Origin of the sequence: Lysinibacillus sp. FJAT-14745, assembly GCF_001275675.1 — a bacterium.
Taxonomy (GTDB): domain Bacteria; phylum Bacillota; class Bacilli; order Bacillales_A; family Planococcaceae; genus Lysinibacillus.
On sequence record NZ_LITM01000005.1, the window covers coordinates 199,092 to 213,706 of the forward strand.

The 14,615-nt window shown below is 37.4% G+C and carries 16 protein-coding genes; all 16 read right to left on the reverse strand.

Going from position 1 to position 14,615, the window contains the following annotated elements; translation table 11 throughout:
* On the reverse strand, positions 1-309 hold the full coding sequence (locus tag AMS59_RS08295) for a hypothetical protein (RefSeq protein ID WP_053483277.1): 309 nt from the start codon (positions 307-309) through the stop codon (positions 1-3).
* Positions 310-346: 37 nt separating this feature from the next.
* Positions 347-1,117 (reverse strand): FliA/WhiG family RNA polymerase sigma factor, encoded by a 771-nt coding sequence (locus tag AMS59_RS08300; protein ID WP_053483278.1) that lies wholly within the window; start codon positions 1,115-1,117, stop codon positions 347-349.
* Between the two features lie 315 nt (positions 1,118-1,432).
* On the reverse strand, positions 1,433-1,807 hold the full coding sequence (locus tag AMS59_RS08305; protein WP_053483279.1) for a hypothetical protein: 375 nt from the start codon (positions 1,805-1,807) through the stop codon (positions 1,433-1,435).
* Entirely contained in the window at positions 1,807-2,313 is a 507-nt protein-coding gene (locus AMS59_RS08310; RefSeq protein WP_053483280.1) for a chemotaxis protein CheD, read from the reverse strand. Before AMS59_RS08310 ends, AMS59_RS08305 begins: the two co-directional genes overlap by 1 nt.
* A complete protein-coding gene (locus AMS59_RS08315) occupies positions 2,314-2,946 on the reverse strand; it encodes a chemotaxis protein CheC (protein ID WP_053483281.1) in 633 nt (210 codons plus the stop codon). It abuts the gene before it with no gap.
* Between the two features lie 9 nt (positions 2,947-2,955).
* On the reverse strand, positions 2,956-3,402 hold the full coding sequence (locus AMS59_RS08320; RefSeq protein WP_053483282.1) for a chemotaxis protein CheW: 447 nt from the start codon (positions 3,400-3,402) through the stop codon (positions 2,956-2,958).
* 27 nt (positions 3,403-3,429) lie between these two features.
* Complete coding sequence (locus AMS59_RS08325) at positions 3,430-5,832, reverse strand: chemotaxis protein CheW (protein ID WP_234007713.1); 2,403 nt, start codon at positions 5,830-5,832, stop codon at positions 3,430-3,432.
* Between the two features lie 14 nt (positions 5,833-5,846).
* Positions 5,847-7,001, reverse strand: coding sequence for a chemotaxis response regulator protein-glutamate methylesterase (locus AMS59_RS08330; RefSeq protein WP_082337434.1), 1,155 nt, complete (start codon positions 6,999-7,001; stop codon positions 5,847-5,849).
* Positions 7,002-7,877: a MinD/ParA family protein gene (locus tag AMS59_RS08335; RefSeq protein WP_053483283.1), complete on the reverse strand. Its 876-nt coding sequence runs from the start codon at positions 7,875-7,877 to the stop codon at positions 7,002-7,004.
* Complete coding sequence (gene flhF / locus AMS59_RS08340; protein ID WP_053483284.1) at positions 7,874-9,070, reverse strand: flagellar biosynthesis protein FlhF; 1,197 nt, start codon at positions 9,068-9,070, stop codon at positions 7,874-7,876. The genes AMS59_RS08335 and flhF overlap by 4 nt, the downstream gene beginning before the upstream one ends.
* A complete protein-coding gene (flhA, locus tag AMS59_RS08345; RefSeq protein WP_053483285.1) occupies positions 9,067-11,100 on the reverse strand; it encodes a flagellar biosynthesis protein FlhA in 2,034 nt (677 codons plus the stop codon). Before flhA ends, flhF begins: the two co-directional genes overlap by 4 nt.
* A 23-nt stretch (positions 11,101-11,123) precedes the next feature.
* The gene (gene flhB / locus AMS59_RS08350; RefSeq protein WP_053483286.1) at positions 11,124-12,212 is read right to left on the reverse strand and encodes a flagellar biosynthesis protein FlhB; all 1,089 of its coding nucleotides are present in this window, start codon (positions 12,210-12,212) and stop codon (positions 11,124-11,126) included.
* A 1-nt stretch (position 12,213) separates the two neighbouring features.
* Positions 12,214-12,990 (reverse strand): flagellar biosynthetic protein FliR, encoded by a 777-nt coding sequence (fliR, locus tag AMS59_RS08355; protein WP_053483287.1) that lies wholly within the window; start codon positions 12,988-12,990, stop codon positions 12,214-12,216.
* A gap of 4 nt (positions 12,991-12,994) precedes the next feature.
* Positions 12,995-13,264, reverse strand: a complete 270-nt coding sequence (gene fliQ / locus AMS59_RS08360; RefSeq protein ID WP_053483288.1) for a flagellar biosynthesis protein FliQ — start codon at positions 13,262-13,264, stop codon at positions 12,995-12,997.
* A gap of 13 nt (positions 13,265-13,277) precedes the next feature.
* Complete coding sequence (gene fliP, locus AMS59_RS08365) at positions 13,278-13,943, reverse strand: flagellar type III secretion system pore protein FliP (RefSeq protein WP_053483289.1); 666 nt, start codon at positions 13,941-13,943, stop codon at positions 13,278-13,280.
* Positions 13,940-14,614, reverse strand: a complete 675-nt coding sequence (locus tag AMS59_RS08370; RefSeq protein ID WP_053483290.1) for a flagellar biosynthetic protein FliO — start codon at positions 14,612-14,614, stop codon at positions 13,940-13,942. The genes fliP and AMS59_RS08370 overlap by 4 nt, the downstream gene beginning before the upstream one ends.
* Position 14,615 lies beyond the last annotated feature (1 nt).

The window sequence follows — 14,615 nt, forward strand, 5'->3', positions numbered from 1 at the left end:
CTATCCACTAAAATCCACGAAATTTCCTTTAAACGGATGCTGCGCCTGCTTTTCTCGCTTCTCATCATCCTTATTTTTCTTTTTCCGAGTACCTTTTATATACTCGCCACCTGCTTCTTCATCTTCACTAATCCCATCCATACCCTCTGAAGTATTCACAACTTTTTGCTTGCGTTCTATTTCTTTTTTTAACGCTTCATTTGCATGTACTTGCTGAGCCAAAGTTTGTTGTTGTGCCTGATCAGCCATTTTTCCTGCTTCAAACGTTTTTGGAATAGCTATTTGTAGTTCGACACCCTTTAAACTCATGTGACTCCCTCCTTCAATGATATGTATATAAGGATTATTATGCATTAATCATTTCATTGGATAATAATTTCCGTAGCTTTAATAAAGCCTTAGAGTGGATTTGTGAAATGCGTGATGTTGATAATTCAAGCATTTCTCCAATTTCTGTTAATGTTAATTCCTCAGAATAAAATAAACTAAGCACCAGCTGCTCCTTATCATTGAGCTTTTGGATATTTTCCGCTAAATCCCCAAGCAATTCTGACTTGACGACAGCTTGCTCAGGTGTTTTAGTCGTATCATCACGAATAACAAATGACTTTCCTTCAGTCTCATCTTGATCTTGCTGCTCATTAATGGAAAGCACATTTGAAAAGAAATGCTCTTGTACAGTTTGGTAAACGTCCTCAACAGGTAAAGCCATATGTTCCGCAAGTTCCTCAGGAGTTACATGACGCATATATTTTTGTTCTAACTGTTCAATCTGTGCATCTAACTTTTTCGCCTTCTCACGCGCGGAGCGTGGCAACCAATCTTCCTTACGTAAACCATCAATAATTGCTCCTCTTACTCTAAAAGAAGCATATGTATCAAATTTCAAGTCTCTATTAATATCAAATTTATTCAACGCGTCAAAAAGACCTACCATACCTAAGCTCGTCAAATCGTCTCGTGATACATTCTTTGGTAAGCTCGCTCCAATGCGTTGTACATGATAAGATACTAGAGAAATATATTTTTTTATAAGTAAATCACCAGCATCTGGATCACGTTCATTTATCCAGCGGTTCCACAGCTTTTGTTCATCGTTCAGAATTGGTTGTGTCATGTAATCCACCTCTCTAAGAAAAACGCATTTACGCGTCTGTTTGCCACTGTCTTATATTACTTTGATGTTTTTTAAATAGTACATTCGTCGAGGGCAACAAAGCTTTACTAGCTATGTGCCTCTAACATAAACAAATGTAATTCTTTCCTATATTATAACAAGAATCGACTATAATTTCATTTGTTTCTCGTACTCTATCACAGATTCTTTACATTTGTGTGTCGTTCATTTTTTAGTTTAAATACAGTCAGATCTTACTAATACAAAAGAATTAAGATAACTATAAAAAAGAGCCGCTACTCGCGACTCCCATTTTTAAGCATTATTTACTTGCGGATCATCCTCACGATTCATCATCGTTCGTACAACCTGAGCAATTTCTTCTGAGCTTTCATCTTGAAACTCAACGGCAGAGTTGGCCGTCGGTGTTTCTTGATTTTCTTCCTCGTGATTGTCTGATTCGTTTTCTTCATGCCCACCTTCAACGACTTCTTCATCGCCCTCTGGTGTGAATAAAACGTAAGCAATTAAAAATCTTACAATATACATGACGAAAAACACAAATATTCCCGCCACAAATGATCCTATGATAATACGTAGTGGTGTATAGGGTTTTAGAAATGTAATAAAAAAATATAGAGAAAAGCCAATTAACGCTCCCCATAGGTTATAAAAAATAGAACCAAACATTATATTTCGCTCACTCCTTGGTTAACCGTTCGAATATGTAATGTCGACGTCGCAGGATTAAATTCAATTGTTCTACCGCTATTACCACCTGTGTCTTCAGCAACTAAACGAATTCCATGACGCTTTAGCTCTTGCTTTACAGCTTCTACATTACGTGGGCCTATGCGCATGGAGTCTTTATCTGAAGTGAATTGAAACATCTGCGCACCACCCGCAATTTTTGCCTTTAGCTTGAACTTTTGAACGCCTTCTAACTTTAATAAGTCAATCATTCCCGCAATGCCTGTGTCAGCAAATTTAGCCACATTTATTGACTCTTGTCTACCTAAACTCGAATCCGGCAACATCACATGTATTAAACCAGCAATTTTTTTTGATTCATCATATAAAATAACACCTACACAAGATCCAAGACCTGATGTTCTTATCGTATTTGGTAACTTTACTACATCCATTTGTGCAATTCCAACTTTGATAACTTGCCCATTACTACTGTTTAGTATCATCTACGAAACTCCTAATGCTTTAAAAATAGCATCAAATGAGTCTGGATCTGGTAATAAGAAGAAATGCCCTCTTACTGTTTCCTGATCCTCTACACCGTCTTCAAAAATGGATGTGTTTATGACGATAACATTATCGCTAACGTGTGATAATTCAATCAAGCCAATACTAATAATAGCACCAAACATGTCAACACTTAGTCCTGGTACAGTAGGATAAATTTTTAAATTTGTAAAGTCAGATAACGCCGATAAATAAGAACCGGATAAAATATTACCCATTTCCTGCATAGCCGATAAACCTAACTCTGAAACAGGTCGTTTTTTAAAGTCGAATGATTCATCAAATATGAGACGACGAATAAATCGATTTGCTTGTTCAATCGGCAGGATAAAGAACATACTACCTTCAGCATCACCTTCAATGCGTAGATAGATTCCAACTACGACATTTTCAGATCCTCCAGCAAGCTCCATCATGTCATTAAATGACACCATTTCAACCTTTGGTACTTTCATATCAATTTTTTTACCAAGTAAATTGGAAAGTGCTGTCGCAGCATGCGCAGCACCTATATTACCAATTTCCTTTAATACATCTAAATGTAGTGATGTAATCTTTTGATTATATGTCATTATCGATCCCTACTTTAGTGGATTTAGTACTTTCTCTAAATGTAATAAAATTAATAATCGTTTATCTATTTTAGCCACTCCTGAAATAAACTCTTCTTCCAGTGAACCTACCACTTCGGGCTGTGGTTCAATTGAGCCAGCTGGAATGTCTAACACATCATTTGCAGAGTCTACGACGAAACCTACTTCCATATCTTCTAATGAAATAATGATAATACGTGTTGTTTCTTCATGCTCAGAGACAGGTAATTCAAATCGTTCACGTAAATCCACAATTGGCGTTACGACACCGCGTAGGTTAATAACACCTTTTACATATTTTTCCGTTTTCGGTACACGTGTAATATGCATTAGTTTTTCAATCCCTTGTACATGTGACACTGGAATCGCATATTCTTTATCTGCTAATTGAAAAACAATTACTTTAATACTTTGTTGTTCCACTGCGTTTGTCATTGTTTACACCTCTCTTATTCATTCACCTTATTTAATAAGTGCGTTACAATCTACAATTAAGGCTACTTTCCCGTTACCTAAAATTGTTGCACCTGAAATTGCAAAGATATTCGTTAAGTAATTTCCTAATGATTTCAGAACAATTTCTTGTTGGCCAATGAATGAATCCACAACTAAACCAGCAAGCTTTTCACCTTTTCGAACGATGACCACTGAATGGAATTCGTCTTCCTGTAGTTCTTTGCGAGGTACCTCAAAGATTTCTTCTAAAAATACTAGTGGTACTACTTTGCCACGGAAGTCGATTACTTTTTGATTATGCGCATTCATAATTTCTGATGAACGGATAATTGAAGTTTCAATAATTGATGAAAGTGGAATTGCATAAATTTCTTTTTCGATTTCTACTAGCATGACAGAAATAATCGATAGTGTCAGTGGTAATTGAATCGAGAATACTGAGCCTACATCTTGTGTAGATTCAATTGAAATATTTCCACCCAATGATTCTATTGTTGTTTTAACAACGTCTAATCCAACGCCTCGGCCTGATACGTCAGAAATAACATCTGCCGTTGAGAAACCAGAAGCCAAAATAAGCTCATTGATTTGCTTATCTGACATTGCATATGATTGTTCTTGTGTAACAATTCCTTTAGAAATAGCTTTCGCAAGTACTTTTTCACGGTTAATACCTGCTCCATCATCTTCAATTTCAATGAAGACATAGTTACCACTATGATAAGCACGCAGGACAACTGTTCCTTCTTCCGGTTTACCTTTTGCAAGACGAGCTGTAGGATTTTCAATACCGTGGTCAACAGAATTACGAATTAAATGAACAAGAGGATCCCCGATTTCATCGATTACTGTACGATCTAGTTCTGTTTCAGCACCAATAATTTCGAGGTTAATTTTCTTGTTTAGATCACGAGATAACTGACGAATCATTTTTGGGAAGCGATTGAATACTGTTTCAACCGGAACCATACGCATCGTTAAAATAATAGTTTGTAAGTCACCCATGACGCGGCTCATGCGTTCTACTGTTTCATTTAACTCTCCATGGTTAACCTCAGTTGCAATAGACTGTAGTCGTCCTCGATCTATAACAAGCTCTTCAAATAAGTTCATTAATATATCAAGTCGCTCGATATTAACACGAATTGTTTTATTACCAACAGGCGCATGGCTTTTATCAGCCTTAGCAGGAACTGCTGCTTTTTCAGGTGCAGGTGCTGCACTATTTTTTTCAGGTGCAGTAGCAGGTTTAGCCTCCGCTTCTACTGTTGCTGTTGCTGCTACTTCTTGAATTGCTTGTTCTTTTTCACCATATTGCTTTTGTTCGATAGTTGCGACAATCACTTCTTCGACTTCTGAAACTTTCATAATCTTTTTCTGCATATCTTCGGCAGATTCTTTTGTCACGAAAGCTACGTAAAATTGTTGATCGAACTGCTCATCTTCAAGCTTATCTACAGATGGACTTGATTTAATAACATCCCCATCTTTTTCTAAAATCTCAAATACCATAAATACTCGTGCTGCTTTTAACAGACAGTCCTCACGTAATTTCACTGAAATTTCAAATGCATTGAAACCTTGCTCAGCAGATTGTGCAATAACTGTTTGTTCAAAGCCGTCATACTCTAAAACACTTGCTACAGCAGTAACTGATGTCTCAATAGTTGCGACAATCACTTCTTCAACTTCTGAAACTTTCATAATCTTTTTCTGCATATTTTCAGCAGATTCTTTTGTCACGAAAGCTACGGAAAATTGTTGATCGAACTGCTCGTCTTCAAGCTTTTCTACAGATGGACTTGATTTAATAACATCCCCATCTTTTTCTAAAATCTCAAACACCATGAATACACGTGCTGCTTTTAACAGACAGTCCTCACGTAATTTCACTGAAATTTCAAATGCATTGAAACCTTGTTCAGTAGATTGTGTAATAACTGTTTGTTCAAAGCTGTCATACTCTAAAACACTTGCTACAGTAGTAACTGGTGTCTCAGTAGTTGCTACTACTTCAGGAATCGCGTACTCACCTAATTCAATACGCTTTAACTGCGCTACAGTTGAGGATACATCACGCTTTCCATCTCCGCCATTCGCAATGTCCATCACCATTTCTTCTAGATGGTCTACAGACTCAAAAACAACATCTAAAATTTCAGGAGACACATGGATTTTCTCGTTTCGGATCGCATCCAACACATTTTCCATTTTATGAGTTAAGTCCGCTAAATCTTCAAAGCCCATTGTCGCAGACATTCCTTTTAATGTATGCGCAGAGCGGAAAATTTCTCCAACGATCGCTAAATCATCTGGATTTTTTTCTAGTTCTAATAAATGTTCACTACACGCTTGTAAATGGTCTTTACTTTCTTCAATAAACATCTCTAAATATTGATTGACTTCCATAAGAGGACACCCCTTTAAGGCAAATATTTCATTATTGTTTGTGCAATATCGTCTACATCTGCTACTTCATCGACAAGTTGCGTTTCCACTGCTGCTTTCGGCATACCATACACTATGCAAGTTTCAGCTGACTCTGCGATTGCAATCACATTTCCAGTACTTTTTAGTGCTTTTAGTCCGTTAGAGCCGTCATGGCCCATACCTGTCATAATAACTGCCACTTTATCAAAATCTGTAAATTGGCTCACATCTTCAAACATCACATCTACAGAAGGGCGATGTCCAGATCTAGGTGGTTCATTATTATCAAGGACTATGCCAAAGGAGGTACCTACTTTTCTAAGTTTTAAATGATACCCACCTGGTGCAATATAGGCCAATCCGTTTTGGAGAATATCTCCTTGCTCAGCTTCCTTTACCGTAATCTCACTCAATTGATCCAGACGAGTAGCAAGAGATTTTGTAAATCCTGCTGGCATATGCTGAACAATTAAAATTGGTGCTTGAATTGATTTCGGGATTTTTGTAATTACTTCTTGTAATGCTCTAGGTCCGCCAGTGGATGTTCCGATTAGCACAATTTTCCTACCTACTTTACTCCATTCAATGTGTGGCTTCGCTATTTCTACCTTTGACGGAGAAACATTGACAGCAGGAGTCACCCTGCTTTCACTACGTGGTTCTCTTCTAATGGTACTCGCATTTAATGCCTGTTCTTGTGGTCTTTTACTACCAGAAGGTTTCTTTAATTTTGAAATAGGTACCAATGCTGCTTGTTCAACCTTGTGGACAAGTTCGGTTTGGATTTTATGTAAATCAAGAGAAATTGTTCCGCTCGGCTTCGCGACAAAATCTACTGCACCAAATTCAATTGCTGATAAGGCATTTTCTGCTCCTCGTTGAGTAGTACTAGAGAGCATAACAACAGGTACTGGACATATAGCCATAATTTCTTTTAAAGCTTCAAGCCCATTCATTTCAGGCATCTCAATATCCATTGTCACAACTGTTGGCTGCAATGATTGAATCTTTTTTATCGCATCTTTCCCATTTCGTGCTGTTCCAACTACTTCAACCTTCGAGTTGCCAACAAAAAAGTCACTAATTAGCTTTCTCATAAAAGCAGAATCATCAACAACTAATAGCTTGCTTTTATGTAAAAAGTCCAATTAATCACGTCCTTTCGAAAAAATACTTCTTAATTTAGTTAAGAATTTACCCGCTGACTGATCATGTGCATGAACTTCCTCCGCACGGTGTTCCATAAAACGCGCCACTATAAGTTGAAGTGTCTTTGTAATAAGTGCGTCTGGATAAGCAAGTGAAAAAGGTACTTGCTCACGCACAGCCTTACGCACAACAGAATCTTCAGGTAATGAGCCTAATATCGTAACCTCTTTGTCCAAAAAACGTTTCATCGTACGCTTTAGGCGTTCATTGGTTTCCAGTCCTTCTTCTTTACTAAAAGCACGGTTACAGAGTACATAAAACTGCTTGTCCGGATCTCGCATATGAATATATTTCATCATTGAATATGCATCTGTTATAGAAGTTGGCTCTGCCGTTGATAAAACAATAATTTCATCTATTGAGACTAGTAAATCTAATGACCAGCTAGTAGCCCCTGCTCCCATATCAAATAAGATGTAATCAAAGTTTTTTTGAAGCTGCTCAAATGCATGAATAAGTCGTTCAAACAGTTCCTCTGACCATTCTAAGACGCCCGACATACCAGACCCACCTGAAATATACTTTAAATCGTAAGGACCTTCATATATTACCTCATCTAGTAACTTATTTCCTTCCAAGTAATCTTTTAAACTATAAGAAACATTTTTTCCAATTAAAATATTGATATTGCCCATACCAATATCCATATCAACGATGACAACTTTTTTCCCTTTATTGGCCAATGTAGTTGCAAAATTCATCGTGAAGTTACTTTTACCAACCCCACCTTTGCCGCTTACAACCGCAATTGCCCTACCTAATCCGCCCTGCTGTCCCAACATTTTCAAGCGTAATGTTTCAGCTTGGTCTCTCATTTTTCTTCACCTTGGAAAAATAAATTTAGTACTGCTTCTAGATCAGCTTCTTCAATATCTTCTGGTACTTCTTGACCGTTCGTGTAGTAAGCAAGTCCTTTATTATATTTAATCATTAAATTAATCATTGTGCCAATAGAATTTGTTTCATCAATCTTTGTAAAAATGAATTTTTCAACTGGTAATTGCTTAAATTGCTCTAATATGTTTGCCATGTCCTTTTCTTTCGTTGTCATAGCAAGTACTAAAAAGGACTCCGCTTGATCATCAAATTTTATGAGACGTTGTAAATCGTCTACATACTTTACCTCTTTATAATTGCGGCCTGCTGTATCTATAAACACTAAATCTAAATGGGCCAATCGGTGGAGTGCTTGTTCAAAATCTGTTGCATTATAGGCAATTTCGACAGGAGCCTGCAACAATCCAGCATACGTTTTTAATTGCTCAATTGCGGCAATACGGTAAGTATCTGTCGTAATAAATCCTATTTTTTTCTTTTTTTCTAAAACTGCTCTAGCTGCCATTTTAGCAATGGTCGTAGTCTTTCCGACACCTGTTGGACCTAAAACATTTATATATTTTTTTTCATAGGATAGGCCCCCGAGTGGAAGTTCCTCTAGCTCTTTGCGCAATAAATTTTTCGTAATCATCTTACATTGAGAAAAATTGATTTCCGACGCTTCTTTGAAATGCGTAAAAAGCTCATCACCAATCGTTGTGATGAGCTCCTCACTTAGCTCCTGCTGTCTTAAGTATTCAATGAAGGGTAAGAGTTCATCGGGATATTGATCTTGGATAGTCTTCTTATGCATGGAATGCATTAAAGATTTTAAATCTGCAATTTCCTTCCTCAAATCTTCAGAAATGCTCGTTTCCTCATGTAAGGGCGCATCATTCTGTGGCTGTACTGGATGTACTTTAGCTTGCACAGCATTCGTAATCTCTTGTAACCTTACATTTTCTTTTTTAGGTGTTGTTAAAGGGTAAACTGCAGGTGCTGGAGCCACATTACTTGGCTCCATTGAATCAATCCCTGCAACAACCTCAAAACTTTTCTTTTTAATGATTCCAAAAAATTTTTTTGTAATGACTACTTTTGAATTCAAAATGACAGCGTCCTCACCTAATTCAGCACGCACAAGCTTCATCGCTTCTGGAATGGAGGATGCATAATATTTTTTCATTTTCATTCAACATTCACCACCCCAACACTTTGAATTTCAACTGTAGCGTCAAGTTCATTGTATGACAGAACTGGAATTTGCGGGAAATAACGCTCCGTTAGTTGGCGTAAATACATACGAACTGCTGGAGAGCATAAGATAATAGCAGATTGCTCCATAAAGGAAACACGTTCTACTTCTGCAGCAATAGTCTCCAAGACAGTTTGAGAATCTTGTGGATCCATCGCTAAGTAGTTTCCGTGATCAGTTTGTTGAATACTATCAGCAATCATTTTCTCTACTCTACCCGAAACTGTTATGACCTTTAATGATGTGCTGTCCCCTACGTATTGAGAAGTAATCTGACGTGCCAATGATTGACGTACATACTCAGTTAATATATCGGTATCGCTCGTTAACTTTGCATAGTCTGCTAGTGTCTCGAAAATAATTGGTAAGTTTCGGACTGAAACATTTTCTCGTAGAAGTTTACCCAGTACTTTTTGAATTTCCCCAGTCGATAAAGGTGTAGGCGTCAACTCTTCGACTAAAATTGGATGCGTTTCACGTAAATGATCAATTAGCTGCTTCGTCTCTTGACGACCGAGTAATTCATAAGCATTTGCACGAATCATTTCCGTTAAGTGAGTCGACACAACGCTTGGTGGGTCAACAACTGTGTAGCCGAACATTTCGGCATCCTCTTTCACTTGCTCAGTAATCCATTTTGCAGGTAGGCCAAATGATGGTTCAACTGTGTCAATTCCTTCGATGGAATCATCATCTCCTGGACTCATTGCTAAATAATGATCAAGCAGAAGTTCACCACGCGCCATTTCGTTACCCTTTATTTTAATTCGGTATTCATTTGGTTGTAATTGAATATTATCGCGAATACGGACAACCGGAATGACAATCCCTAATTCTAATGCTAACTGTCGACGTATCATAATGACTCGATCTAATAAATCGCCGCCTTGAGCAGCATCTACTAACGGTATTAAACCATAGCCAAATTCAAACTCGATTGGGTCCACATTTAATAAATTCACAACGTTTTCAGGGCTCTTCATGCCGTCTGTTGCCACTTCTTCCTCAATTTCAAGTAATTCTTCTGCATCCTCTGGTTTCTTATGATCCATCATATAAGCACTAACAATTAGTGAAATACCAATAGGAAGTGTTATCCAGAGAGGTATAGGTGTGAAAAATCCAAGTAAAAGTATTGTTCCACCTGCTACATAAAGCAGTTTTGCTTGAGCAAATAACTGTCCTGTAATATCTTCACCAAGACTACCTTTAGAAGATGCACGTGTTACGACAATCCCTGTCGCTGTAGAGATAAGTAGCGCAGGAATTTGTGAGACAATACCATCTCCAACCGTTAACTTAGAAAAATGATTTGCTGCATCTGCAAATGAAAGACCCATCTGCGCAACACCGATGATGATACCAAATAATAAGTTGATAATAACCATGACCATTGAGGCAATGGCATCCCCTTTTACGAACTTTGTGGCACCATCCATCGCTCCGTAGAAGTCCGCTTCACCCGATACTTTTTCGCGTCGTTCACGTGCTTCCCGTTCAGAAATAATTCCTGCATTTAAATCAGCATCAATACTCATTTGTTTACCCGGCATCGCATCCAGTGTGAAACGTGCTGCTACTTCAGCTACACGCTCCGCTCCTTTTGTAATAACGATAAACTGAATTAACACAAGAATTAAGAATACAACTAAACCAACTAGTACATTCCCGCCGACTACAAAATCACCAAACGTTTCAACAACAGCACCAGCATCACCTTTTGCTAAAATGGCACGTGTTGTAGAAACGCTCAGTCCGAGTCGGAACAAAGTTAACAATAAAATAACTGATGGGAAAATAGAAAAGTCTAACGCTTCCTTCATACTCATTGCTGTTAACAGTACTATTAATCCTAATGTAATATTAATGACGATTAAGAAACTTAACATCCACGGAGGAAGAGGAATGATGAGCATCGCAACGATTAAAATAACCGCACCTAAAACCCCTATATCGCGAACTTTCATTTGTGTCCCTCCTACAAAAAGCTTTAAATTTTCCGCTTAATTCGATAAACATAAGCAAGCACTTCTGCTATTGCTTTGAAAAACTCTTCTGGTACTTGATCACCGATTTCTACTTGATCGTACATTGCTCGTGCTAATGGTCTATTTTCAACCATAATGACGTCATGTTCTTTCGCAATCAGTTTAATTTTTTGAGCGATAAAGTCTGTACCCTTGGCAACGATGCGTGGGGCATCCATACTTTCCTCATCATATTTGAGGGCAATCGCATAGTGAGTTGGGTTTGTTATGACAACATCGGCGTTTGGAATCTCTGACATCATTCGACGCATCGCCATTTCGCGTTGGCGTTGCTTAATTTTCGATTTTATCAGCGGATCGCCCTCACTATTTTTATATTCATCTTTAATATCTTGCTTAGACATTTTAAGATTTTTTTCGTAATCGTGTTTTTGATACATCCAGTCTAAAAGGGATACACAAAGTAAGACGAGCGAAGCAGCAATCCCCATGATACCAACAAGCTTACCCACTGTAATAAGAGTTATCCATGGGCTTTTAAAGGATAACGCCAAAACTTCCGGTAAATTTGTCCAAACTATAATTGTCGTAACGCCACCGATGAAGCCAATCTTTAATACTGACTTTAGCAGCTCTATAATGGCTTTAACAGAAAATATTTTTTTCAACCCTTTGATCGGGTCCATTTTTTTTAAATCAAATTTCATCGGCTCTAATGTAAATAGAAAGCCGAACTGTAGAAAGTTACCTACTAATGCTCCGACAAATGCAATTCCCATAATTGGAACAATAATAAAAGCCATTTGCGCTAATGTTTCTGTAAATAGCCGCATCACACTATCAATTGTTAGTGATTCTACGCGTATGTTATGAATAAAAGTTTGCCTAAAAAAAGCTAAAAGATCGTCTCGCATTGAACCTGCAAAGAAGTATAAAAAGATAAATACCATGAGCATGACAATCGCACTGGAAATATCCTGACTTTTGACAACCTGACCTTTTTTTCGAGCATCTTGTCGTTTTTTGGGCGTCGCCTTTTCCGTTTTTTCTCCCGCAAAATACTGTAAATCTAAATCCAGCAGTAGCAACATTTTATCCACCACCTAAAATAGCCATTAAGTCACGCATAGCATAAATCATAATTGTAATTAGCTTTTGTATAACTTGAACCATTACAGCCATCATTGTGAATAATACTAGAAAACTAACGCCAATTTTAATAGGAAAACCAACTACAAAAATATTTAATTGTGGTACAGTTTTCGCTGTGATTCCTAGCGCCAAATCGACTAAAAATAAAGATGCTACAACAGGAGCAGCCATTTGAAAAGCAATCGCAAAAACAGCCGTAAATGTTGTGATGATAAACTCTATATAATTGTTATTTGCGAAATTAGGAAAACCTTGATTCATCGGTAAGAATTGATAACTATAATAAATTCCATCGAGAATCATGTGATGTCCATTTATAGCTAGTAGAAAGAGTATTGCTAGCGTATTAAAAAATTGCCCTATCAATGGACTTTGTGCACCTGTTTGCGGGTCAATAATATTGGCAATGGCAAAACCCATTTGAAAATCAATAAAGCTTCCGGCAATTTGAATTGCCGACATGATGATATAGCCTACTAGACCGAGTAACAGTCCAATGAGCGCTTCTTTCATCACTAAAAGTATGTACTCACCATTAAATACAAATGGTTCAACGTCAATTGTATAATACATCATCCAAGCTAAAACTAATGCGAGAGTTATTTTAACTTGTGGCGGAATCGTTCTGTACGAGAAAAAAGGCACAGTGACAAAAAATGCCGATACGCGCACAAGTACTAATAAGAAAACCGTAAAATGCGGGATTAATTCATTCATCTACTCACCCTATATAACGCGTTAAATTCTCAAAAATGTCTCTCGCATAGCTAGTCACTTGTGATAACATCCAAGGACCGAAAAATACGATAGCAGCTAATACAGCGATGATTTTTGGAACGAATGCTAATGTTTGCTCTTGAATCGATGTTGTTGCCTGAAAAATACTTACCGCTAAACCAGTGATTAAAGCAACCAATAATAGCGGACCGCTTGTTAGAAGGATAATCATAATGGCACGCTCTGCAATTGAAATAACCAATTCACTTGTCATACTGTATCATCCCCTAAAAACTTTGTAGTAATGATTTCATCACTAGATACCAACCATCAACGAGTACAAATAATAAAATCTTAAACGGCAATGAAATCATAACCGGTGGTAACATCATCATCCCCATCGACATTAGCGTACTGGCGACAATCATGTCGATTACTAGGAATGGAATAAAAATCATAAAGCCAATTTGAAACGCTGTTTTAAGCTCACTCAATGCGAAAGCAGGTACTAGCATTGTCAGTGGAATTGCTTCTACAGATGCTGGCTTTTCTGCCTTATTATACTTTAAAAATAAATCAAGATCTTTTTGCCTTGTATGCTTACTCATAAACTCTTTAAACGGCACACTAGCACGATCGTACGCTTCTTCAATTCCGATTTTCTCAGAAAATAATGGTTGCAATGCCTCTTTATTGACCTCTTGAAATGTCGGGGCCATGATAAAGAAAGTTAAAAATAAGGCAAGACCTACAATGACCTGGTTTGGTGGCATTTGCTGTGTCGCCAACGCAGTACGAACAAACGAAAGCACTATAACAATGCGTGTAAACGATGTCATCAAAATTAAAATACTCGGTGCCAGTGATAGAACTGTTAACAACAAGAGAAGCTTCACAGCGCTAGAGACATTCGTCGGATCGCTGTTGGAAAAAACATTGATTACATCATTCATTTATCATCATTCTCCTTTTGCTTCCATTTCTCCAGTTCTTCACTGCGCTCCTGTTTAATTTCGGAAATCTTTTTTTCAAATAGATCACCAAAAGAGCCTTGTTTTTTCTGCGCTGGTGAACTCTCATTATTTTTTCTCTTAAACTTAGAAAATACTTCTGCAATATACGGTGATGTTGTTGCAAGTTCTTGTCGTTCATTATAAAGTGCTAAAAGTGCTGCAACTTCATCAGGATCAGTAATTTCACGTAATAGTTGGACATCCTCACCGACCCCCACTAAATAGAGTGTTTTACCTACTTGTAATAGTTGTACTGACTTTTGAGCACCTAACGATAAACCGCCTAAATTTTGTACTAATTGATTACGTTGAAAGTTTAAATTTCTTTTATTTAAAAACTTCATTAACCCATAAAATAAAGCTACAACAAAAATAAGCGCCAAAACCATTTTTATGTATTCCCATGCAGATATGTCTCCAGCTGCTTGTACATCTGAAGCTTGCTTAGCAGCTGGAGTATTATCTTCTTTACAATCTCCTTTAGTGATGCAGTCGTTTACGCTATTCGCGTTAGAGTCTGCATACACAGTAGTAGTTGTAGGGTACAAAAACAGGAAGGATACAAGAAATGCGAAAATCATCGTTTGACGAAATGATTTTAACATTTTCATT